At 47.2% G+C, this 23,764-nt stretch carries 22 protein-coding genes; 11 read left to right on the top strand and 11 right to left on the bottom strand.

Features of this window, described 5'->3' with window-relative positions; all coding sequences use genetic code 11:
* Positions 1 to 56: 56 nt before the first annotated feature.
* Positions 57 to 389: a hypothetical protein gene (locus ACFQRK_RS04800; RefSeq protein WP_379004195.1), complete on the bottom strand. Its 333-nt coding sequence runs from the start codon at positions 387 to 389 to the stop codon at positions 57 to 59.
* 148 nt (positions 390 to 537) lie between these two features.
* Here ACFQRK_RS04800 and ACFQRK_RS04795 point away from each other — a divergent pair, with 148 nt between their 5' ends.
* On the top strand, positions 538 to 1,476 hold the full coding sequence (locus ACFQRK_RS04795; RefSeq protein ID WP_379004193.1) for a sugar phosphate isomerase/epimerase family protein: 939 nt from the start codon (positions 538 to 540) through the stop codon (positions 1,474 to 1,476).
* On the opposite strand, the gene ACFQRK_RS04790 is transcribed toward ACFQRK_RS04795, so the two are convergent.
* Together ACFQRK_RS04790 and ACFQRK_RS04785 are read right to left on the bottom strand one after the other, a co-directional pair.
* Positions 1,454 to 1,822, bottom strand: a complete 369-nt coding sequence (locus tag ACFQRK_RS04790) for a hypothetical protein (RefSeq protein WP_379004191.1) — start codon at positions 1,820 to 1,822, stop codon at positions 1,454 to 1,456. The genes ACFQRK_RS04795 and ACFQRK_RS04790 overlap by 23 nt on opposite strands.
* Before the next feature lie 2 nt (positions 1,823 to 1,824).
* Entirely contained in the window at positions 1,825 to 4,281 is a 2,457-nt protein-coding gene (locus ACFQRK_RS04785; RefSeq protein ID WP_379004189.1) for a penicillin acylase family protein, read from the bottom strand.
* A gap of 176 nt (positions 4,282 to 4,457) precedes the next feature.
* Here ACFQRK_RS04785 and ACFQRK_RS04780 point away from each other — a divergent pair, with 176 nt between their 5' ends.
* From ACFQRK_RS04780 to ACFQRK_RS04765, 4 genes are read left to right on the top strand one after another with little or no spacing between them, the layout of a single operon-like run.
* Positions 4,458 to 5,447 carry a PstS family phosphate ABC transporter substrate-binding protein gene (locus ACFQRK_RS04780; protein ID WP_379004186.1) on the top strand — a complete coding sequence of 330 codons (990 nt, stop codon included), beginning with the start codon at positions 4,458 to 4,460 and terminating at the stop codon, positions 5,445 to 5,447.
* 1 nt (position 5,448) lies between these two features.
* Positions 5,449 to 6,342, top strand: coding sequence for a phosphate ABC transporter permease subunit PstC (gene pstC, locus ACFQRK_RS04775; protein ID WP_379004184.1), 894 nt, complete (start codon positions 5,449 to 5,451; stop codon positions 6,340 to 6,342).
* A complete protein-coding gene (locus ACFQRK_RS04770) occupies positions 6,342 to 7,190 on the top strand; it encodes a PstA family ABC transporter permease (protein ID WP_379004182.1) in 849 nt (282 codons plus the stop codon). Before pstC ends, ACFQRK_RS04770 begins: the two co-directional genes overlap by 1 nt.
* Positions 7,191 to 7,192: 2 nt before the next feature.
* Positions 7,193 to 7,954, top strand: a complete 762-nt coding sequence (locus ACFQRK_RS04765) for a phosphate ABC transporter ATP-binding protein (RefSeq protein ID WP_379004180.1) — start codon at positions 7,193 to 7,195, stop codon at positions 7,952 to 7,954.
* Positions 7,955 to 7,965: 11 nt separating this feature from the next.
* Here ACFQRK_RS04765 and ACFQRK_RS04760 read toward each other — a convergent pair whose 3' ends face one another.
* The 6 genes from ACFQRK_RS04760 to ACFQRK_RS04735 form a co-directional block, all read right to left on the bottom strand.
* Complete coding sequence (locus tag ACFQRK_RS04760; protein ID WP_379004178.1) at positions 7,966 to 8,409, bottom strand: hypothetical protein; 444 nt, start codon at positions 8,407 to 8,409, stop codon at positions 7,966 to 7,968.
* Between the two features lie 36 nt (positions 8,410 to 8,445).
* Positions 8,446 to 9,504 (bottom strand): clostripain-related cysteine peptidase, encoded by a 1,059-nt coding sequence (locus tag ACFQRK_RS04755; protein ID WP_379004176.1) that lies wholly within the window; start codon positions 9,502 to 9,504, stop codon positions 8,446 to 8,448.
* Between the two features lie 134 nt (positions 9,505 to 9,638).
* Positions 9,639 to 10,754, bottom strand: a complete 1,116-nt coding sequence (locus tag ACFQRK_RS04750) for a FimB/Mfa2 family fimbrial subunit (RefSeq protein ID WP_379004174.1) — start codon at positions 10,752 to 10,754, stop codon at positions 9,639 to 9,641.
* On the bottom strand, positions 10,741 to 11,583 hold the full coding sequence (locus ACFQRK_RS04745; RefSeq protein WP_379004172.1) for a FimB/Mfa2 family fimbrial subunit: 843 nt from the start codon (positions 11,581 to 11,583) through the stop codon (positions 10,741 to 10,743). The genes ACFQRK_RS04750 and ACFQRK_RS04745 overlap by 14 nt, the downstream gene beginning before the upstream one ends.
* A 165-nt stretch (positions 11,584 to 11,748) precedes the next feature.
* Complete coding sequence (locus ACFQRK_RS04740; RefSeq protein ID WP_379004170.1) at positions 11,749 to 13,164, bottom strand: Mfa1 family fimbria major subunit; 1,416 nt, start codon at positions 13,162 to 13,164, stop codon at positions 11,749 to 11,751.
* Positions 13,165 to 13,216: 52 nt separating this feature from the next.
* Positions 13,217 to 13,978 (bottom strand): DUF3575 domain-containing protein, encoded by a 762-nt coding sequence (locus ACFQRK_RS04735; RefSeq protein ID WP_379004169.1) that lies wholly within the window; start codon positions 13,976 to 13,978, stop codon positions 13,217 to 13,219.
* Positions 13,979 to 14,366: 388 nt separating this feature from the next.
* Between ACFQRK_RS04735 and ACFQRK_RS04730 the strand changes: the two genes are divergently transcribed.
* Positions 14,367 to 14,777, top strand: a complete 411-nt coding sequence (locus tag ACFQRK_RS04730) for a SlyX family protein (RefSeq protein ID WP_379004167.1) — start codon at positions 14,367 to 14,369, stop codon at positions 14,775 to 14,777.
* Here ACFQRK_RS04730 and kdsA read toward each other — a convergent pair.
* Positions 14,751 to 15,506, bottom strand: a complete 756-nt coding sequence (gene kdsA, locus ACFQRK_RS04725; protein ID WP_379004165.1) for a 3-deoxy-8-phosphooctulonate synthase — start codon at positions 15,504 to 15,506, stop codon at positions 14,751 to 14,753. The genes ACFQRK_RS04730 and kdsA overlap by 27 nt on opposite strands.
* 96 nt (positions 15,507 to 15,602) lie before the next feature.
* Entirely contained in the window at positions 15,603 to 17,795 is a 2,193-nt protein-coding gene (gene recQ / locus ACFQRK_RS04720) for a DNA helicase RecQ (RefSeq protein WP_379004163.1), read from the bottom strand.
* Between the two features lie 96 nt (positions 17,796 to 17,891).
* Here recQ and ACFQRK_RS04715 point away from each other — a divergent pair, with 96 nt between their 5' ends.
* The 5 genes from ACFQRK_RS04715 to ACFQRK_RS04695 all read left to right on the top strand — a co-directional run bounded on the left by ACFQRK_RS04715 (position 17,892) and on the right by ACFQRK_RS04695 (position 23,752).
* Positions 17,892 to 18,857: an SIS domain-containing protein gene (locus ACFQRK_RS04715; protein WP_379004161.1), complete on the top strand. Its 966-nt coding sequence runs from the start codon at positions 17,892 to 17,894 to the stop codon at positions 18,855 to 18,857.
* Between the two features lie 136 nt (positions 18,858 to 18,993).
* Entirely contained in the window at positions 18,994 to 20,076 is a 1,083-nt protein-coding gene (locus tag ACFQRK_RS04710; protein WP_379004159.1) for a mannose-1-phosphate guanylyltransferase, read from the top strand.
* A 5-nt stretch (positions 20,077 to 20,081) separates the two neighbouring features.
* Positions 20,082 to 20,843 (top strand): enoyl-CoA hydratase/isomerase family protein, encoded by a 762-nt coding sequence (locus ACFQRK_RS04705; RefSeq protein ID WP_379004157.1) that lies wholly within the window; start codon positions 20,082 to 20,084, stop codon positions 20,841 to 20,843.
* Between the two features lie 9 nt (positions 20,844 to 20,852).
* The gene (locus ACFQRK_RS04700; protein WP_379004155.1) at positions 20,853 to 22,757 is read left to right on the top strand and encodes an OmpA family protein; all 1,905 of its coding nucleotides are present in this window, start codon (positions 20,853 to 20,855) and stop codon (positions 22,755 to 22,757) included.
* A gap of 119 nt (positions 22,758 to 22,876) precedes the next feature.
* Positions 22,877 to 23,752 (top strand): SMP-30/gluconolactonase/LRE family protein, encoded by an 876-nt coding sequence (locus ACFQRK_RS04695; protein ID WP_379004152.1) that lies wholly within the window; start codon positions 22,877 to 22,879, stop codon positions 23,750 to 23,752.
* Positions 23,753 to 23,764 lie beyond the last annotated feature (12 nt).

Raw genomic sequence — 23,764 nt, 5'->3', positions numbered from 1 at the left:
GATTAATAACAAAATCCTAAATTTTTTGAAAAATTTTTATTATCCTCAAAAAACGTTTACAAATCCGCTTGTTCCTCCACCGGAACACTTCGAATGAAGTCCTCATAAAACGGATTATCCTGGTCTGAATAGGTACCGTATGCGTTAAGCAGGTAGCCCACCTGGCCATCGTCTGCTCGAATCGCGTAGATAACCGCCATATCGGCCGGATCGGATTCGCCTTCAAATCGATAAACCTTAATGATGGTAAGTGAGGACGGCTGGTAAATCATCGATTGCCCTTCAAAATAAGCGCCTTCATTGCCGATCTTTAATTCTTGGCCGTACCCCTTTTCACGGAGACGCTCCATTACGACAGACAAGGGGGTCATGGATCTGGATGTGCTCATACGTTCTTTTTTTAACTAAACAAGCACAACCGCATAATGTTTAGGCTTGCCGCTTCATCGTAGGTAAATGCGTCTCGCATAGTTGCCGGTTCTATCCAGATTTTTTTTATCTTTATTCGCTTAATAATTCGATCCGAAAAGAATCCATATGAACCGTAGACAATTTATCGCCGCAGGCGCCGCGTCCAGTGCTGTTTTAGCAAGCCCCCTTAAATTTGAGGCAGGTTCTCAACCAGAAAAACGCTATCAAAACGGGGTAAGTCCGTGGCCTATCTGTTTGGATACGGCTACCATCCGCCCCGCTTCCTCGCTTCGTGAAAAGGTAACCATTGCGGCAAAAGCAGGGTACGATGCCATCGAACCGTGGGACAGTGAACTGGAAAAATTTGAGGCCGAGGGAGGCAATCTGAAAGATTTGGGCAAGGAAATTAAGGACCTGGGGCTTTTTGTTCCGAGTGTCATCGGTTTGTGGAATGCGCTTCCTCCTACCAAGGAGTTATTTGAAGACTCGCTAAAAGACACCCGCAATCGGATGCGAATGGCAGCGGACATTGGATCTCAACATATTCAGACCATCCCCAATACTGTAGGTGATCCCTATGATCCCAAATGGGTGGCTGCACGCTATCGCGATATCATCGAGATGGCAAAAAATGACTACAACCTGGAAGCGGCCCTCGTGTTTGTTAAGTATTTTCCGCTCAAAACGCTTGGCCAGGCCATGGCCATCGCATTGGATGCAAATCATCGGGGAGCCTTAGTAATTCCAGACACTTACCACATGTATATATCCGAGGGGGGCTTTGACGGATTGCCGCTTATCAGTGGCAAAAGCATGGCTATTTTCCAGTTTTCTGATGCGCCGGCATCCCCTGCCATTGACCAATTGGAGGACAAGCATCGGGTTTATCCGGGCGATGGTGTATTACCGCTCGTCAAGGTGCTTCAAGACCTCAAGGCCATTGGTTTCGATAAATGCATATCGCTTGAATTGTACAATCCAGAATACTGGAAACAGGATTTGCAGCAAGTTGCAAACACCGGACTTCGCAAAACGCTATCGGTCATCCGCGAGGCGGGTGTATAAGCTGCCTCAATTTTGCACCAGCAAGCCCCGAGAACCCGCTAATAGGCCCAGCTATGCACGCGGCCATCACCGATACCAATACAATTGCCGGCACGTCTGTCAAGGCTGGGAATCCGGCAGTGAAGATGCCAACCACCTTGGCAGTCAACTTGGTTTCAGTGCTTAGGTGCAGGTAAATAGAATACCCCACCCACAGCGTAATGCCGGCAAATGCAGCAGACCAGAATGCCAATGCCGTTTTCTGTGGAAGGAAGAAGCAGATTATAAAACAAATCGGGGCAATCGTCCACCAAGGTCCGAAATAGGAACATATTCCGCCAAAAAGTAGCATCAGTAAGTATGGCATGGCTATCTATTCTCGGGCTTCAATGAAAAGCGATGAACCAGCCTTTCCGATTCCGCATTTACTTCTTTCATAAATATTAATGTATCTAACTGACCAGCTGCCCAGCGGTCAATCATATTATCATAGAATTTGCTTCCCGGATTACCGGATTGCCCGCCAGGATATATACCATATGCCACCGGCCAATCTTTATCCAACTGTACCACCATGCGCCATGAAGGCCCGTGCGTACCTGAAGTAGCATTGACCACACCGTTTCCACCGCCGTTTATAACGTCCGAGCGGCCAAACGATGTGAAATCTGGAACTAGGTGCCTGATTCGGGTATGCTTAACCTTGGCCCATTTCCAGTTATCCGCCGATAACTCCCCGAAGCGTTCGCGCAATTTCCGTATCGCCGTTTTAAAACTTTCACAGATAATATCGTCCATGGTTTCAAGGGTATCTGGCGTATCTACACGATCAAACCACTTAGCATCCGGTTCATTGTCAATGAGTTCAAACGTGCGGTCCAAACTTGGATATAACATCTGTGCATCTGCTGGAAAGTCGTCTCCCCATATGCCAGTGAGCAGGTCATCCAGCCAGTTCTCAAAAATAGATGCCCCGACAGCATCCGCGTTATTGTGGTAGTCCCATCGTTCGAGTGCGTCATATTCGGCCGAGCGTTTTATGGAATTGTCTGACGCCAGCGAAACCAATAAACGGGGCAGTATCCGTCGCGCATCTATATTATAGTTGTCGTTCTGCAATACACGCAGGCTGTCTGCGGTAGCATGCACCATCGCATCCAAACGTTCATTGATACGTATGGCTCGGCTGGAGTGAGCAAATCGCCACCCTAAGTAGTAAGGATAGGTTGTATCGGCGGGAAATTGGTTGGCAGAACTGACAAATCCCCGCGGAGGGTTTTTTACACCCGGATTTTGGCCTCCCGGAATCCAACCCTGCCAGTCGTGTGCAGCAAGCGTACCATCCAAAAGATACTTTCCTTGTTCCTTCCACTTTAGAGGTAGTTTTCCATTGGATATAATCGCGATATCACCCCCATTACTTGAAAATACAAAATTCTGCGCCGGAGCGGTAAAATAGGTTAGCGCTTTGCGATAGTCTTCGTAACCTGTCGCGCGATTAAGATAGTGGAACGTCAATAGATCTGCGCCATCTGCTTCGTTGGCAACCCAACGCATAGCATAGCCTACTGGAATGTTTGACGAATAATTGGTCGGCCGCGCTTCGTGGTAAACGATGGGCCCGTGGTGTGTGTAGTACAATGTATCCGTCACCGTAGAGCCACCTTTCATCCGGTACGTTTCGATATGTGGAGTTGTCGGCTTCCATTTCCCATCGTGCCAATAGAACCTCCATGTGGCATCTCGGAAGCGTAGTCGATAGAAATCCATTACATCGGACCCCGTATTGGTGACGCCCCAAGCAACATCCTTATTAAAACCGATAATGACCGCAGGTGTCCCAGGCAGTGCTACCCCATATACGTTTACATTGGGAGACGCCAGTTGCATCTCGTACCAGATGGAGGGCAGGGTCAGCTGCAAGTGCGGATCATTGGCCAGAATAGGTAGACCTGTAGCAGACTTGCTTCCGCTCACGGCCCAGTTATTACTTCCAACCTCCGGACGCGGCGCAGGCACATAAAAGGCAATTAAGTCACTTTTGGGAGGGGCTGCCATCGTATCAGGCGCACCGGGTACCGTCAATGGCGAGAATTGCCAGGGAGTCCCTGGCGGCACAATAGGCGACTCAACGGCCGGGTAATCCGGGAAAAGATTGGCCACAACGTCGGCCCCATAGGTAGCGAGTACGTTGGTCAGGCGGTAATCAAAACTTCCTCCATTCAATGTATGGCGCATGTTCATCAACATCAAAATGGACTTGTACGGCGACCAGCGTTCGGGTTTATAGTTGAGTAGTTTATATTCAACCGGCAGGTCTCTTCGGCTCAATTGATCAATGTACGCATTCACACCGGCGGCATAGGCTTCCAGAATCCGGTTAGCAACCGGATCGCCCTTTAGTTTTTCAGTGATTTCTACAGCCGTCCGTGCCATTCCAATGCGCCGGTTGTATCGGTCGTATTCCAGCGCCGCCGCCCCGACCACCTCGGTAAGCCTTCCAGCGGCAACTAATGTATAAAATTCCATTTGCCAAAGTCGGTCTCTTGCGACAACATACCCTTGCGCGAAGTAGAGATCTTCGTCATTCTCGGCAAAAATATGTGGAACCGCACGATCGTCATACCAAACGGTGACTTCGCCACGCAGCTCCTCCCCGACCACTTTTGCGTCGTGAATCTCAGGCGGTCGCTCCGCGTTCTGCAGAAACCCGACAAACGGATTGAACAGGTTACCCAACGGGGGGACCACTCCCCACGACCGGTGGAAAAGGTAAAGGAAAAATGCTGCTAAAAAAAGGGGCCAAAGATGTCGGATTAATTGCATCACTATTTAGGTGTCGTTTACCGGGGACCTATTCATCCAAACATAAATAAACAAAACGACACCGCCAAATCCGATTGGAATTTGTTTAGTAAAAGCCTTTTTTAAGTCGCAAAGCGCAAATAAGCATACAAAGTCTACCAATATTGTATATATTTGCACCTCCAAAAGTGACAGGAATGGTGATTACCTTTACAAAGCGCCTCGTGGCAAAAACGTTTGGCTTATTTGCCGGGCTGGCGTTCGTGCTGGGCAGCTGCGCACCGAAAAACTCATCCGGTTGGGATCCGGAGAAGGGGTTGCAAGGGACGATCAGCGTGTCGGGCGCCTTTGCGCTGTATCCACTGGTCGTGCTGTGGAGTGAACAATTTAAGGAAATTCATCCCCACGTTCGATTCAATATTTCGGCAGGAGGTGCCGGCAAAGGCATCGCTGATGCCCTTACCGGAATGGTTGACATCGGACTGGTTTCGCGTGACATTCACCCCCAGGAAATTGACCGCGGCGGCTATGTTATCCACGTGGCGCGCGACGCAGTCGTTGCGACCGTCAGTGACCAGAATCCCAACTTACATCACATTCTCCAACACGGGATCAAGCAGGCGGAGTTTAAGCGCTTGTTTATCGACGGAACAGCCTCGCTATGGAACCAGATAAATCCTTTGTTTTCCAGCGATGATCTGCATGTGTACGTCCGTTCAGATGCTGCCGGAGCGGCGGAAACCTGGGCGGCTTATCTCGGAAAATCGCAGGAAGACTTAAAGGGCATCGGGATCTTCGGTGATCCAGGCATGGCCCAGGCCATCCAAAAAAATCCAATGGCTATTGGATTCAATAATATCAATTACGTCTACAACATTAAAACCGGCAAGCAGTTTGAAGGCATTCGCGTCGTTCCCATCGACCTGGATAACGATGGCACGCTCGGACCCGATGAAAATTTTTATGGCCAACTTGACAGCCTCACAAATGCGGTCGCTACGGGAAAATATCCTTCGCCTCCATCGCGTAATCTTTCGTTTCTGGTGAGGGGAAAACCAACGGATGCAGTCCTTATTGAATTTATCAAATTCGTACTCACAAGCGAATCACAATCGCTGCTATTGGAAAACGGCTACATCCCTTTGAATAATGAACAGTTAATGGAAGAACAAAAAAAACTGAATTAATTTGAATTTTAGAATAGTAAAAGACAAGCTGATTGCGAATACGATGCTGATCCTTTCGATCTCGTCGGTTTCTTTTGTTTTTCTGATCGGCATCGGCCTATATATACGCGCGGCACCCTTGTTTGAGGAACACTCGCTATTTTCACTGTTCCGCGGGAGCGATTGGGCACCGTCAAAAAACCAGTTCGGTTTCTACCCATTTATCATGGGTACCCTATGGGTTACCGTGATCGCCATCGTGGTAGCGCTGCCTTTGTGCTTACTAACGGCTATCTACCTGACTGAATACGCCAAATCAGGTATCCGGAAGGTCATGTTGCCGCTGATGAATATTCTTGCCGGTATTCCTCCCGTAATCTACGGTGTATGGGGTATTTTCTTCGTAGTACCCATTGTTCGTGAATACGTAGCACCCCGGTTTATGGAGTATTCCAGCGGTTATACCGTGCTTACGGGAGGCGCAGTGCTGGCGGTAATGATCTTTCCGATCTTGGTCAGCATTGTCTCTGAAGTATTACGCACCATCCCCAAAGAATTGAAAGATGCCTCACTTTCTTTGGGAGCAACCAAATGGGAAACCATCAGAAAAGTGGTGGTAAAACGTGCACTTCCGGGTATCGTAGCGGCTACGGTGTTGGCGGTTTCCAGAGCGTTTGGAGAAACGATTGCCGTACTGATGGTGTGCGGAAATGTCCCGATCGCTCCTGCATCGGTATTTGACGGAGGATACCCCCTACCCGCTTTGATCGCCAATAACTTCGGAGAAATGATGTCCATTCCGCTATACGACTCGGCCCTGATGTTTGCCGCTCTGCTATTGTTTGTGATCATTTTCCTATTTAATTTAATTTCACGCATCATTCTCAATCGTATCGAACACAAATACAGCTCGTGATGGGTATCAGAAAAAGAAAAGCCGAAGAAACGTTTTTCAAAATATTGATGGTGTTGGCCTGCATCATTGTCGGCTCCAGTTTATTTTTGATTGTAGGCACCATCGTTGTAAAAGGCGTTCCGTATCTCACCTGGGACATGGTGTCCAAAGCTCCGGAGGGCGGCTTTTACATCGGTAAGGAAGGAGGCGTACTCAATGCCATCATCGGATCGCTCTATGTAGCCGGAGGAGCTACTTTGTTGGGATTGATCATTAGCATTCCTATTTCGGTATACCTGAACATTTACCTGAAAAGCGGAAGCCTTTTGAGTAAGTCTGCCAAGCTCGCCTATGATGTGCTCTTCGGTATCCCTTCGATTGTATATGGCGCTTTTGCATTTAGCATCATGATCTGGCTGGGCGTTCGGGCGTCCTTGTTGGGCGGCGTCATTGCGGTCACGTTGCTCATTATTCCGATTTTGGTCCGCACATTGGACGAGGTGATTGCTACGGTGCCGCGGGAGCTTAAGCACGCCGCCCTATCGTTGGGTGCTACGCGGTGGGAAACCGCCCGTGTCATACTACGGCAAATTAAACCGGGTATCTATACCGCTGTATTACTGTCTTTCGGGCGAGGAATCGGTGATGTAGCGGCGGTGTTGTTTACCGCGGGTTTCAGTGACAATATTCCGATCTATATCGACGAACCTGCCGCGACGCTGCCCTTGGCGATCTTCTTCCAATTGAGCAGTCCGATACCCGAAGTACAGGGACGCGCTTACGCGTCTGCACTCATCCTCACCTTAATTATATTGGTGATTGTTATCCTATCTCATTTTCTAGCAACAAAGCATAAACACAAAATATAAGCATGACGCAGCATCCACTTATCCGTGTCAGGGACCTGAATGTTCATATTGACGGACATCACATTTTAAAGAACATCAATATCAGCATCCCGGACAAAAGTGTGACTTCCATCATCGGTCCGTCGGGATGCGGTAAAACCACCCTATTAAAAACATTCAATCGGCTGTTGGACGACACCGCTAACGTGACGGTCTCCGGAAGTGTATTGGTAGATGACGAGGATCTCTATGCACCTCAGGCGGAAGTGACCCACATCCGGAAAAAAATGGGATTGCTATCCCAGCGCCCCTATCCCCTTCCAATGTCGATTTATGATAACGTAGCTTATGGTCCTCGAATACACGGCATACGGGACAAAACTACACTAGATTCGATCGTCGAAAAGCAATTGAAAGATACCGGTTTATGGGACGAAGTGAAAGATCGTTTACACGGACCGGCGAACAAGCTTTCCATTGGGCAGCAACAACGATTGTGTCTAGCTCGCGGTTTGGCCGTGGAGCCGGAAATTATTCTGGGCGACGAATCAACATCCGCACTTGATCCCGTATCCACGCACACCATTGAAGATCTATTTGTTCGGCTCAAGGAACAATATACCATCGTGCTGGTCACACACATTCTACGTCAGGCACGCCGTATTTCGGATTACATCATCTTTGTATACATGGGCGAAATTGTTGAGTTCGGACCTACGGACGAGGTGCTGCTTCATCCCAAAGAAGAGCTCACCCGCCAGTACGTGAAAGGATTTATCAGTTAGCGGCCTTCTATTTACCGCTTACCTGGTTCCTGAAAAGTCAAACATAGTTTTTCAGCAAGAGCCTCCACCGTGGCGCATTTTGTCAAAAGGATATCGATTGACGAAAATTGCGGAATCGTTTGTAATTTAAGTAAATCCCTTCGATCGGCAAACAAGGCTAATTTCGCGTCTGGAAGCCGTGTTCGGAGCTGTCGGATACAGGTCCTGTCCACCGGATTTAGTACGAGACCTGCTTCCAGTATTACGAGGTCATAAGCGGGTTCGTGTCGGTTTAATTCTTCCGTCAATTCATGCGAGTTCAGGGTCTTGGTGGCCGACTCGGGCAGGTAGTGCCGCGCAATCTCGAGAAGCAACTGGCGCTCCGTTGCGAAGTCGTTAACAATTAAGACCTTAAGTCCCTTTTTAGGGTAGGCAAGGGAATCGATGTATCGGGTGATTGTTTTGGGAAAAAACATGATTTGTCATTTTTATACGGCTACTCTATGATAAACCTACGGAACATGTGTTGTAGATTTCCACCAGGTAAGCTCACGATATCGATCATTGAGCCCGGGAAACCAGTCCTGCGGAATGTACGTGGTAAGGCCGCAGTGGGCATCGATCCTGAAGCCCAGCTGGCCAGGAATAAATGAGGGCGTAGCTGCCTGATAAACAACGATGGTACGAAGCAGCAAATCCAGCCCAGCACGCTCCGAACTCGCAACTTTCCGACCATAATAATCGACGAAATCAAAAAACAGACGGTGGTTTGGATATCTGTCAAAATGCTGTATATCCGCAAATTCATCTGTCGCAACCGGTCCGGTCGCATGTTGCCTTATCCACGCTGCTAAAGCGGATAGGCCTGAAGTATTGACTACGGTCACGGTCGCAGAGCGATAATCGCCGGATTGCGCGTTCCAAAAGTCAAAATACGATCTCGCGAACCCAACCAGATCGGGTTGGGGCTGATACAGCAATGGTAACGCGGTGGGGTAAATCGGTAGAAAGCCAGGTGAGACGATTTCCGCAGAAGATGAAAAGATGTAATCGGTTTTATCTTTGAGTTCGTAAAGTACCTCAATACCTGCCATAAAACAGGCTTCAAAGCCGATAAAATCAAAGAAGTGATCAGGAATCGAAGCTGCGAACGCTTGCAGATCCAGTTCATCTGAACCATCCATTGCGATCGTGTAAGTCTGTATGGGAGCGACGTCCATCGGCAAAATAGCTGATTCAGGACGAGCAAGGGTACCTTTGGGTAACCAACCGGAGGCGTGAGAGAACAGTATCAGTCCGTAGGAGGCTGCCGGAAACAAGCGTTCAACATCGTCCAGAACCGATTGAAAGATGGTACCGGATGCACTGTTTCGTTCAGGATAGACTTTTACGGTACGTATTTGATTTTGACCGGTCGCATCAACATAGACATTAAGCAATTCCGGCGATCCGTGACGGCTATCTTTGTAGATGACCAAATTATTGCCACGCCCGGGAAAACCCGAACGCAAGGCACCGATTTTTTCGTCGGCCTCTGCGTACAGGCTATTGTCGGCCGCTAAATAATACAAAATAGTGCGATTAGGTAAATCAGATCCAAGCTTTATATCGCCTTCTCTGCTGCATGATATAAAAAGGAAAAGGCTCAAAAACGCTCCGATAAAATGTAATCGGTATAAAAAGTATGCTGCCATGCTTTCTGCTCCTATTTATGGATCGTAGTAATCGTGTATTGGAAACCCGGAGTCCCAAAGAAGGACGACCTTCCCTTGTTAAAGGCTCCCTTCAACGGTAGCGACGGAGAGCTGAATGCGTCTTCGGGCATTTCTCTTGCAAACGAGGTTCCGTTCGCCGCTACGATATTGATAATGTACCTATTATTACGTAAAATCGGCACGAGATCATGGGTGTCATTTTTAAAGTCAATCCGATAGTAGTATTTCCTCTCCGGCTCGGAAGACGAGGGAAATTTACCGCCTACCACCAACGCGGTAGCATTAAGGTCAGGGGTTCCCAAATCGGAACCCGCCGGTGCTTCAAACAAATAAATCGAATTTATCAAGCCATTGGGCGATTCGGGAACCGGCGTATAGGCTACGATTTCATTCCCAATAGCGCCAGTTGGCAGGCTTGGGCTATATGAATTGGGAATGACAAGCCCACGAGTCTTGCTATTGTAAACGTACACATCTGTAAGTATAAAGTCCGACGTAGCAACTTGATTGATGACATCAACTACCGCCATTCCACGTAACAAGTTAACGCCGAGGACCTCCGTGCCTTCGTCGATACCATTGATTACAACGGATTCCCCCCACATGGGTACCGCTGCATTCCATGGTGTTCCCGGCGTTTTCTCATAGATTAGATTTTCGGCGAAATCGGTTTTGGTTTGGCCAATATGAACGTTAAAAGCATTTAATTGTCGCCGCATGTTTGCCAGGACAACCAAGCGATAATTTCCTTCTCCTTTTCGTAAACTCGTTTGGAAAAAGATCTCACCCGGAGCCGTCCCCGGTCCGATTTCGGTGGCCACACTACGATGACTGAATCGCTCCTTACTGTCTACTTTAAACACAAGCACGTCCACCTCGTTGATTTCTTCCTCCATGTCGGCATATGTCTTAACGCCGGTTTGAGCGATCGGTATGTGTACGGAGAACCTAACGGGGATTTCTTCTTCGCTGGATTGAATGCGGTGGTCGTCGGATTTACGACAAGACGACAAAAAACTGAATTGCAAAAGGATGCACAACGACATCCCCATAAAATGCATGGATAAGCCCTTATAGTTTTTCGAGTAGCTGTTATTGCAATTCATAACCCTTCTCAGATACCAGCCATTGGTTGATGTATATTCTTATTTTTAGATTTGCGGTATAAAGAAAACCGATATCAAAACTGGAGGCGCATTCGGTATCCAGTCCGGGTACACGTTCAAGTAATTCATGAAGATTCTCGTCGATTAGCTTAAAGCCCGTATCCGGGTTAATGACCTGTATTCTGGTAAATAGTCCTTCACGATTCAAGGGCCAATTAATCTGTGACTTTCCTATTAGGATGTTATCCTCTGCTTCCATCAAGGGCACAATGATTGGCGGATTACCCGTCAAAAAGAACGGTCTATTATCAAATGTGTATCGGGAAGCATTTCCCGTTAAAACGACCTGGTAATCTTCATTGCCGTCGAGTCCGTCAGCTGTGATATTTAAAGATTTTGTCCGTTGGATCATGGTAATCATGTGCGTTTGTTCCGGCGTATCGGGCGACACGGTAAGCGAGGTGACACCTTGGTAAAGCGTGTATTCAGCAGATCGCAAGATACCATCCGGTTGTTCGAAATAAGTGGCTACCGTTACCTCTTTTAAAGACGTAACTCCCGGAATAAGCGGAATTCCGGTCAATTGCTCTTCCTCGTAACCCGCTACGGCGACCAACCGATAGCTGGGGGCCGGTAACAACGACACATCCATCTCGTGTGCGAATCCAAGAAACGCCGTGTCCAGCCGCTGCACAAACAGTCCATTTTCGTCGAAGATGAAAAGCGTCAATCTGTTTACATTTTCCAATGCAGTTACCGCTTCGTCACAATCTATGGAACGAATAAACGTAAAAGCAACCCGGACCGTTTGAGGCAGACAAAATTCCATAGCTTCTTTGATGCAACTTGTAAACGCTAGTATTAGCCATATACAACCGCATAATCTGAAATGATAGAAGATGCCCATGAATGTATCTTTGCCTGGTCCCGGTTAAGGGTATGGCCGTCTTTTTGAAGTAGACAAGGCCATACCCATATTTCAGTGTCTTCGCTATTAATATAGTTCGTAGTCGCTCGGTGCAGGCAGGTTCCAAGGCACCAAGCTCAATGAAGTAGTCAGAGGTTCTCTTACAATAGGCACAATGCGATCCGATGGTGTAATAACCGGATTGACCTCAGGTATGGGCGCACCGGGATAAGTTGGCGTGTTAAGAGATCCCGGCAACACATCCGGACCACTAGTGCCGATTGTATTGATGTGTGTTATTGTGGCGACATAAATATTATTTCGGTAAAGACCATAGTTTCCACCCTGATTTAGGTATATGCGGTAATAGCAGTAACCGCTGGTATAGGTGTGAACCGTTGGAGCGGCGATTGCTGGGTTGGCGGCGACATATGCAATCGCATTATCTTCGTCGTAAAAATAGCGCTGTCCAATACCATCCTCGTCGTCATTTCCGGTAAATACGGCGTAGAACGTACCGTCCCAAAGGGCTGGCTGGTCGGCAGGATCTTCAAACTGATTGGGTTCAAACTTTGCCCTGACACTCACATACGTTACATCATTGTGCTGGGCTGCTCCACCTGCGTCATCAATCGTGTTTTCGGGAGCATATACTTTTTGCGTAGCATCATCCGCCCAGTTCGTTACTGATGCCGCATTAACCGGAACGTACGATGCGTCATTTACGAGAGCAAGTTGCAAAGCAGCAGCAGCCGAACCATTTAAGTAATTTGGATCGGCAGGTTCGTCGCCCGCTTTATGTATTAAGGGCAGAACGTAGGCAACTTGGTTACGTTGGCCGATGGTAAATTGCAAATCGGAGAGCGTACCTCCAGAAGCATCCACGGTAAGTAGATCCGCTGCTTGTTTAACGATAATTTTAGAAACCAATCGCGCTACTTCTATGGTAACCTCATTGGTTCCGCCTTCAACAATATTAAAGATATGTTTGCTATTGTTATGAGTGCCGTCGTCATCAATATCTGCGTTAAAAAAGGCAATATTTCCATTTGCATTCACAAAATTGATACTTGAAAATACTTCATTTACGTAATGGCCGGTCTTAAGTCTATCAACGATTTCATCCGGAAGGTTTACCCCTACATATATTTGCTTCCTACCGGTTCGGACATCAAGTGTAGGTGTAATTTCCCGGAGATTAGGAAAAGGGACCGTACCGACGCCAACTTCAGCAGCTGTATAACGTTTGTAGGTAAGCCCAAACCCATCTCCATCGTCATAAACGAACACATCCACGTAATCAATTTCAGTCTCCGAAATAGTTGCATTGGGATCGGACTCGCCGGCGTAGGTCTGTATGATGTTCGGCAATGTCAATGACAACTTTAGTTTAGCCGGCATTCCTTTGGGGCCGGCAACATCGGGATTTTCATGTTGAAGTTTGTTACAAGCGCTCAGTACCAATCCGATTAGCGACAGAGTTAATAATTGTCTAGTTTTCATAAGTAAATTAATTGTTTAACATTTGATTGTTTGAGTTAGTAAATATGTGGAACTAATAAAGTGCATAAATTGCCGTCAAGTATACAATGGATAGCGACGACTTACCTGGTCCGAGGTACCGTCTTGTACCCGAGCCCTTGAAGGCTCCACAGGTCTGACATTCGTAACTATCGTACCAGAGATACGAAAAAACAAGTGTCGTCCCGATTTCACCCCGCCATCTACCCCCTAAGCCAAATTGATTCGCGTAGGTAATGCCTCCCCCGGCCCCTTGCCCCTGATAACGGGTATTTTCGGAATCGGGAAACATGTTAAAAGGAATCGCAATTCCCCCTGTATTGTAATACAGGTAATGTAATTGAACGCCAACGAACGATTGTACGTTGATAAACGAGCCGCGAAAGGTTTCTCCAAACCATAATCGGAACTCGGGCTGAAAAGCCAGGTGCTTGATTTTTTTGTTGCTGTTAAACGTCCAAGGATTGTAACTGACAGGGAGACTAACACTGAACCGGCTTTCCGAGAACAGTTCAACTCCGATATTCAACGTACTCGTGGCCAATTCGGTTACATTAGCCCTGATTGTCAACGTCGGACTCACCCACCGACTTCCACCGATCTGGGTGGGCGACGCTGTCGGAAAAAACGTAGAAAATGTCTTCGCTCGAGAATTCCCCGGCATGAAAGCCTGGTACGTATGCACCTGCTGTGCATGGACGTTGCCAGCGATGAACATTGGCAGGACGATAGCCATTCCCGGCGCCAACCGACACGCCGACGTTATGACGGAAATCGCTTTTTTTACCCAAACCACAAACAAACTGGTATATGAATGAACTGAACAAAAAATAGTATAGATGGCAAGAGATATTAATTTTAACTTGCTGGCATTACCTAGCTACCGCTGCTAAAGCCGTGGACTTAAAGGTTGAAAGGTAATAGGTGAATATTAAGAGTTACATCATAGTAAGGTTTATCGATGATTAATTAATTCTAGTCAACGCTGATTAGTTTAGTATGTATTTCCATGGACGATCGATTTCTGTTTGGCATTATTTATGGTATAACGAAACAGAATTTATCAAAAGTTATATTTGTGTTTTCATAGGCAATTTTATTAAAAAACGACGATAGACGCCACTAATATATAGAATATTTTCTACATACAATAATTCAATAGAAAATTTTCATGACTTGCTCACATGTTGAATCCATTAAAACGAATTAAGGATTATCTTGACTATAAGGGGATTAAAATAAGCTCTTTTGAAAAGTCTGTAGGACTTTCCAATGGCTCCTTTGGTGGTCAGTTAAAAAAAAATCGAACCATAGGGATTGACAAATTAGAGAATATACTAAAAACATATCCTGACCTTAATGCTGATTGGGTATTAACCGGGAGAGGGGATATGCTAGGAGGCAAACACGACCCTGTGCAGACACAGCCGTCGTTGACCAACGCTTTGTCATTAAACCAACTCAACTACGAACGGACAATTGAGTCGTTGAATCAGGTGATTGTGGCTCAGCAGAAAACAATTGCTGCTTTGGAAAAGCTAATGGAGATGTCGGCTTTGGTCAACCAATCACAAAGCGGCACGCAAACGCACTAATTTAACCAATAACTCTTCCAACAGATCCAAATGCAACATATTTGCTCCGTCAGATTTGGCATTGGCCGGGTCGGGATGCGTTTCAATGAACAAACCGTCCGCGCCAACCGCTATTGCGGCTTTTGCGATTGTTTCAATAAGTTCGGGCCGTCCGCCGGTGACTCCTGAAGATTGATTGGGTTGTTGCAGCGAGTGGGTGCAGTCCATAATAACCGGTACACCAAACGTTCGCATTTCGGGTATTCCCCTGAAATCGACAATCAGGTCTTGGTAACCGAAGGAATTTCCCCGGTCGGTTAGCAATACACGCGCGTTACCCGCGTCTTTTACTTTATCGACGGCAAACCGCATAGCGCCTGCTGACAGAAATTGACCTTTCTTTATGTTTACGGTTTTGCCCGTTTTTGCCGCAGCTACAAGCAACTCCGTCTGTCTGCACAAAAAAGCCGGTATTTGCAGCACATCAACGTACTCCGCTGCTACGGCGGCTTCATGGCTCTCGTGGATGTCCGTAACCGTAGGAATACCAAACGAGCGACCCACTTTCTGAAGAATGCTTAAAGCTTTTTCATCGCCGATTCCGGTAAAAGAATCCACGCGCGAACGATTGGCCTTGCGATAGGAACCTTTATAAATGTAGGGGATATCCAGTCGGTCGGTAATGGATACGATACGCTCAGCAATGCGCATAGCGATGTCTTCCCCCTCGATCACACACGGACCTGCCATCAGGAAAAAATTTGCAGAATCAGCATGCTTGATACCAGGTACAGTATGTTGCATTATTTTATTCGTTAATAATTGTTGGGTACCAGGTGCCGGAAATCAATTCCCTAACTCCGACATAAATTTGATCCGCATCAGCTGGATTTCTTCATACGTATAGTCTTCGGGACCCAAGTCGCGAAGCGCTTGATCGATCGAGTCTATTTCGGCACTGCGGAAATAATCGAATACTTCATCCTGACGATCTTCGTCAATAATTTCGTCTACGAAATATCCGAGGTTAAGCTTCGTTCCGGAGTTAACGATGGATTCAACCTCCTTCAACAGGTCTTCGTAAGTGATTCCCTTTGAGTGCGCAATGTCTTCCAAACCGATTTTCCGGTCGATGTTTTGGATAATAGAGACTTTCAAGGCAGATTTATTGGCTGTACCTTTGATTACCAGATCCTGTGGCCGGTCGATCTCATTTTCTTCTACATACTGTTTGATGAGTTCCACAAACTGGCTGCCGAATTTCAGCGCCTTGCCGGCCCCTACGCCATGTATTTGCTTCAGTTCATCGATGGTCACTGGATAATGTGTACACATCTCGTCCAACGAAGGGTCTTGAAACACGACAAACGGGGGTAATCCTTTTTGTTTGGCGATCTTCTTTCGCAGATCTTTCAGCATCTTCAGCAACTGCGTATCCACGGCGCCTCCCCCCTGTTGTGTCGGTTCGTCCCCACCGTCTTCGGTCGCAGCTTCCATCGGCTTATTCAAAATAAAACGGATACCATACGGATTCTCGATAAACCGTTTACCCGACTCGGTCAACATTAACAACCCATAATGGTCAATATCTTTTGCAAGAAAATTATTTAGCACAGCCTGCCGGATTAACGACTTCCAATAGATGACGCCGTGTTCCTTTCCGCTGCCAAACATGGGATGTACATCGTGCTTATAAGACGATATAGGTTGGTTATTTTGGCCAACAAACACATTAATTATGTGGTGGTCGTCAAACTTTTCGCCCTGTTCCTGAATAAATTTCAGCACGTTCAACAACGAGCCCTCTGCATCAAATTGCGTTTGCTGGCTGCCGCAATTATCACACATGCTGTTACAGCCCGTCTCGTCAAAATTCTCGCCGAAATAGTGAAGGATCTGTTTCCGTCTGCATACCGAAGATTCCGAATAGTCAATTACTTCCTTGAGAATCTGGGTACCGATCTCCCGCTCTGAAACCGGTTTGTCCTTCATGAACTTAGTCAGTTTCTCGATGTCTTTTTCTGAATAGAATGCCAGGCAATATCCTTCGCCTCCGTCACGCCCCGCACGTCCCGTTTCCTGGTAATAGCCTTCCATGCTCTTCGGGATATCGTGATGTATGACATACCGAACATCGGGCTTATCGATTCCCATACCAAAAGCTATCGTTGCGACGATCACCTCCACATCTTCCATCAAGAATTTGTCCTGTGTCTCGGCCCTTGTCTTCGCATCGAGCCCAGCGTGGTATGGACGTGCCTTGATCCCATTGATGTTAAGCACTTCCGCTATTTCTTCCACCTTCTTACGGCTGAGGCAATAGATAATTCCGGATTTCCCTGCATTGTTTTTGATGAATCGCACAATTTCCTTCACGACGTTGCGCTTCGGCCGTACTTCATAATACAGGTTGGGGCGGTTAAACGAAGACTTGAATAGCGTCGCGTCATTCATCTGCAGATTTTTGCGGATATCGGACTGCACCTTGGGTGTTGCCGTAGCAGTTAGTGCTATTACGGGAATATTGCTGCCAATCGAATTGATAACCGACCGGATTTTACGATATTCCGGACGGAAGTCGTGCCCCCATTCCGAAATACAATGGGCTTCGTCAACCGCTACAAACGATACGGTGATCAGTTTTAAAAATTCAACATTTTCGGTTTTGGCCAGCGACTCGGGTGCTACATAAAGCAATTTGGTCTTACCGGCCATTACGTCTTGCCTTACGCGGGTTATATCGCTTTTGTTTAAAGAAGAGTTTAAAAAATGGGCGATGCTGTCATCACCGCCAAATGAACGGAGTTGGTCGACCTGATTCTTCATCAATGCAATCAGCGGCGAAATAACAATCGCCGTCCCTTCGCTCATTAATGCGGGCAATTGGTAGCAAATGGACTTCCCGCCACCTGTGGGCATGATGACGAATGTATCCTTCTTTTGCAAGATATTGGTGATGATCGCTTCTTGATCACCCTTAAATGTGTCAAATCCAAAAAATTCCTGTAAATTATCAAATAATCTTTTCTCTATTTCCATTGCGCCTTTCGCAAAAATTAGATAGACTCCTATCAAAGAATGCCCAAAATAACATATTTTTGCGCATATCAGTATCTAAAATTAGAAAATATATTTGTGAAAAGCAATTCCGAAATCAAAAATATCGCAGCAAGTGTACTAAAGCAAGAGGCGGATGCTTTGAACAAATTAACCGAACGGATTGATAGTGATTTCATTGCCGTCGTAAACGATATTATTGCGCTTCGCGGGAGAGTCGTTGTGACCGGAGTGGGCAAAAGTGCAATCATTGCTCAAAAAATTGTGGCCACGCTGAATTCTACGGGCACACCTGCTATTTTTATGCATGCTGCCGATGCCATACATGGAGATCTCGGCATCATCCAACAGGACGACATGGTCATTGCCGTTTCGAAAAGTGGCAACACACCCGAAATTAAGGTACTGGTTCCCTTGCTACGCCAAACATCCAACCGGCTGGTGGCGTTGGTGGGGAATACACAATCCTACCTGGCTGATCACGCCGACTACATTTTGGATACAACCGTTGAAAAAGAAGCCTGCCCGCATAACCTAGCGCCTACTACCAGCACAACCGCCCAATTGGCAATGGGGGATGCGCTTGCGATCTGTTTGCTGGAATGCCGCCAGTTCAGTGATCGCGATTTTGCACGCTATCATCCGGGCGGAGCGTTGGGCAAGCGCCTGTACCTAAAGGTTTCCGATCTGGCTACACAGAACAGCAAACCCTCGGTACGCCCCGAGGCCACCGTGCGGGAAGTTATCATATCCATCACCCAACACCGGTTGGGCGCCGTTGCCGTAGTCGACGGTACACAAGTAGTCGGCATTATCACCGACGGAGACATCCGACGCATGTTGGAAAACCACACGCACATCGGTCAACTTGCCGCCCAGGATATCATGGGGCGAACGCCCAAAACCATTGACAGAAACGAACTGGCCGTACATGCGTTTGACATCATGCGAAAAAACAACATTACGCAACTTTTGGTGTTACACAATCAATTATACGACGGGATCATACATTTACATGACTTATTGAAAGAAGGCATCATTTAAATCGAACGCAGATGACACACAGATTGCCACAAATTTTGCATATTTGCCCCAATGGCTTAACGTTTGAAACCAAAAAACAGATAAATTAAACGCTGATAGTTGACAGCGGACTGCTGAAAACTGAAAGGAACCATACATGAAGAATTACTATGCCATAATTATGGCCGGTGGGATCGGAAGCCGCTTTTGGCCCGTGAGTCGCACACAATTACCCAAACAGTTCATTGACATGATGGGTACGGGAAAAACGCTTATTCAGGCAACGTACGACCGCTTCCGTAAAATTGTACCGAAGGAAAATATTTTCGTGGCCACCAATGAATCTTATGCAGGTCTGGTACGGGAGCAGTTGCCGGAGTTATCTGAACAGCAACTTATCTTGGAGCCCATCATGCGCAATACAGCACCCTGTATCGCTTATGCGAGTCATAAGATACAACAATTGAATCCGGATGCAACGATGGTCATCGCCCCAGCAGATCACCTGATCCTTGAAACCGATGTGTTTATCGACGACATCACCAAGGGATTGAAGTGTGCCGAGAGCAATGACTGGCTGATTACATTGGGCATTAAACCTTCCCGGCCCGATACGGGCTATGGTTATATTCAGTACGGAAAAAGCGCAACGGTACCGGGATTAAAAAAGGTAAAGACATTTACGGAAAAGCCCAATCTGGAACTCGCCAAAACGTTCCTTCAAAGCGGTGATTTCCTCTGGAATGCAGGCATCTTCATCTGGTCCGTCAAATCGATCATCCAGGCATTCGATAAATACCAGACGGAGATGAATGAGGTGTTTAGGGAAGGCAGCGAGGTATATAACTCCGACCGGGAAGCAAAATTTATATCCGGAGCCTTCGTTCGCTGTGTCAACATCTCGATTGACTTTGCCATTATGGAAAAGGCCGACAACGTGTATGTGCTACCGGCCGACTTCGGTTGGTCAGACTTAGGTACGTGGGCTTCGATTTATGAAATCGCAGAAAAAGACTATCTGGGCAATGTATCTACTTCATCCGAACATGTGATCGTATACGATTCGTCGAATTGCATGATCCACGCGCCCAACAATAAGTTAGTTATTGTTAAGGGATTGCATAATTTTATTGTTGTTCAGTCGGACGATACACTCATGATTTGTCCTAAGGATCAGGAGCAGGGTGTCAAGCAAATTGTCGCCGACGTCAGGGAAAAATTCGGAAATAAGTATGTTTGACAGGCATGGATTCAGGATTTGTAAAGACGGAAATCAGCGGCGATGGCCTCGCAACGATAACGTTTGGACATCCCGCTCACAATTCGTTGCCATTGGATTTGCTCAAAGAAATGAGCAGACAAATTCAATCTGCCGGTAACCACTCCGATACGCGACTTATCCTGCTACAAAGCGCGGGCAAAGGAACTTTTTGTGCGGGCGCAAGTTTTGATGAACTACTTGCCATAACCGATGCGGAAACGGGAACGCTTTTTTTTTCGGGGTTTGCCGATGTAATTAACGCAATACGTACATCGTCGAAACTGGTCATCGGTCGGGTGCAAGGAAAGGCGGTAGGCGGCGGCGTCGGACTGATCGCAGCGTGTGATTATTGCATGGCAACCGAACATGCGGCTGTGAAGCTCAGTGAAGTGAGCATCAACATCGGCCCTTTTGTCATTGCACCTGCTTTGGAACGCAAAATAGGCATATCGGCGTTCACACAGCTTTCGCTGAATCCCACACGATTTTTCGACGCCCAGTGGGCACTGCAACGCGGACTTATCCAGTCGGTATTCCCAACGATGGCTGAAATGGACGGTGCCGTCCAGCAGTTTTGTAAATCCTTAATGGATAAAAGCCAGGAAGCGCTCACCGCGCTTAAGCAAACCTTGTGGCGAGGTACCGAACATTGGTCCAGGCTGCTCTATGAACAGGCAACCATCAGTGGCCGGTTGGCGCTGGGTGCGGAAAGCAAAAAATTGCTCAGGGAACTTAAAGGAAAATAACCGCATATTATGCTAAGGTTCCTATATATCTGTATGTTATGCAATATGCTATTTTGCTTTTTAGGGTATACGCAACCACGGTCATCAAACAAACGGGCGCAGGCAGCATTCGAAAAGGCGGGCAGCCAATTGAGAAACCATCAGTATGACCAAGCCATCGCTTCGCTGGAATCCGCTATCGCCCTGGATGGTGGGTTTGCAGCGGCCTATCAACAACTTGGTGACATTTATCGCAAGCAACATAATTATATCAAAGCTGCCGCGAATTACAACCACGTTATCCGGTTGGATTCGACATTGACAACCCTCACTTGGTTTGGATTGGGAGAAAGTCTCCTTCACACGGGGCAATATCAGGAAGCTCTGTTGCCCTTCCAACGATACGTGGCTACACCCGGGTTGAATGCAGCAAGTAGACGGCTTACCATGAAATACATAGCGGATTGTCAATTTAGCCTTCAGGCACTCAAGCGACCGCAATTGTTCCGTCCGCACAATCCAGGACCGGCGATCAACAGCACTTATGACGAATATTTTCCGCGGCTCACCGCAGATTACCGTAACATTATTTTCACACGCAAGGAAAACAACCGTGAGAATTTTTACGAAAGCACCCAAGATAGCACCGGAGAATGGCAGACAGCGCGGCTTTTACAGGGGGATATCAACTCTGAGCTATACAACGAAGGCGCCCACTGCATTTCTCCCGATGGCAAATATTTATTTTTCACTGGATGCAACCGACCAGATGGCAGGGGAAGCTGCGATATTTATGTGTCCCGACGGGAAGGAGACCGTTGGGGGGCTCCACATAACCTCGGAGCCCCGGTAAATAGTGGCGGTTGGGAAGCGCAGCCAGCACTCGCTGCAGATGGACGTACGCTTTATTTCGTGAGTAATCGGCGCGGCGGACAAGGCGGTTATGACATTTGGAAATCGACACTTCAGAGCGACGGACAATGGGGCGAGCCACAGAATTTGGGGCCGACGATCAATACCGTTTATGACGAGAGTTCGCCCTATATCCATGCCGATAACCGCACGCTTTACTTTGCCTCAGACGGGTGGCCGGGATTTGGGAATAAAGACATCTTCCGAAGCCAATTGGATAGTGCCGACAGGTGGCAGGAGCCCGTCAATCTCGGTTATCCCATCAACGATCACCACGAGCAAAGTGCCCTCACGGTAAGTATGAATGGCAAACAAGCTTTCTTTTCGACACGCAGAGAAGATGCAATAGGCGGATTGGATATCTATGCGTTTGATCTACCCCAGGCGGTGCGCCCTCACCCGGTAGCATACCTGAAGGGAATGATTGTAGATGCGGAAAATGAATCGCCGATTCAGGCAAGCGTAACACTGACCGATATCGTCGCCGGTCGGGTTGTGTATAATGAACAGGCGGATTACGAAGATGGTTCTTTTCTAGCTCCCCTACCCTTTGGGAAAACTTATGCTTTGCATATCAAAGAGCCTGGGTATCTGTTTTTCTCCGAAAATTACCCGCTTGACGACAGTACCAAAATCAACGATGCTTATGAAATCCGTATTGCCCTATCCCGTATCAAAGTCGGCAGTACGGGTACACTTAACAATATTTTCTTTGATGTTGATCGCTACGAGCTGCTTCCAAAATCCAGAATCGATCTCGATAACCTCGTAGAATTTCTGAATCTGAATAACACCGTACGGGTGGAAATCAGTGGGCACACCGATAACACGGGCAGTGAAACACACAACCAGACGTTATCAGAAAACCGGGCGAAGGCGGTACGTGATTACCTGATTCACGCAGGCATTGCCGCGTCCCGCTTGACCTACAAGGGGTACGGTCAATCGCAACCCGTTGCCAGTAACGAGACGGAGGACGGCAGGCAGCTCAATCGCCGTACCGATTTTAAAGTGATTGAATGATTTTGGCAACCGAATAATTTGAATAACAAGGAAACCTGCATGAGTTACCGCTCAGAAGTGAACGCGAATAAAATAGCTCACGCAAGCTTCATCACCGATAAAGAGCAAAATTTAACCAGATGAAAAATTATACGCTGATTGTCTTACTAGCTACTTTCACAGGCTTCGCAGTGAACGCCCAAGTAGTAGAATCCGGCGCCCAACTACAGCTGATTGCTGATCATTTTAAGTTTACTGAAGGCCCCGCCGCAGATGCAATGGGAAACGTCTTCTTTACGGACCAGCCGAATAACCGCATATGGAAATACGGAACGGACGGAACGCTTTCCGTTTTCATGGAACCAGCTGGCCGGGCAAATGGCCTGTATTTTGATCGGGAGGGCTACCTGATTGCTTGTGCGGATGAACACTATGAGTTGTGGCGGATCGGAATGGACAAACAGGTCCAGAAGTTAGCGGTCAATTACAAAGACTCCCTCTTCAATGGCCCCAACGACGTGTGGGTATCGCCGTCGGGAATGATCTATTTCACGGATCCTTACTATCAGCGGGATTATTGGACACGCACTTCACCCAAAATGCACAACCGAGCTCTATATGTGTATAACGACGGTCGGGTAACACGTTTAGATAGCCAATTCAAGCAACCGAACGGTATTATTGGCACACCGGATGGCAAATTCCTCTATGTCGCGGATATTGGAGACAGCAAAATCTATCGCTATGCGATCCAGGCCAACGGCACGTTAGCTGATAAACAGCTATTTGCTTCCCAAGGATCCGATGGAATGACCATCGATGCCGAAGGCAACATTTACCTTACCGGCAAAGGCATTGATGTGTATAACCCCGCTGGTCAGAAAATTGAACATATTGATATTCCTGCCAACTGGACCGCCAATGTCTGTTTCGGCGGGCCAAACCGGGATTTGCTTTTTATTACCGCCAGTGAAAAAGTATTTATCCTAAAAATGGCAGTAAAGGCCACTCATTGAAAGCCGGTATCT

Origin of the sequence: Parapedobacter sp. GCM10030251 (assembly GCF_042666505.1) — a bacterium.
GTDB lineage: Bacteria > Bacteroidota > Bacteroidia > Sphingobacteriales > Sphingobacteriaceae > Parapedobacter.
The sequence above is the reverse complement of the archived record's forward strand: the minus strand, read 5'-3'. Positions and strand labels throughout refer to the sequence as shown.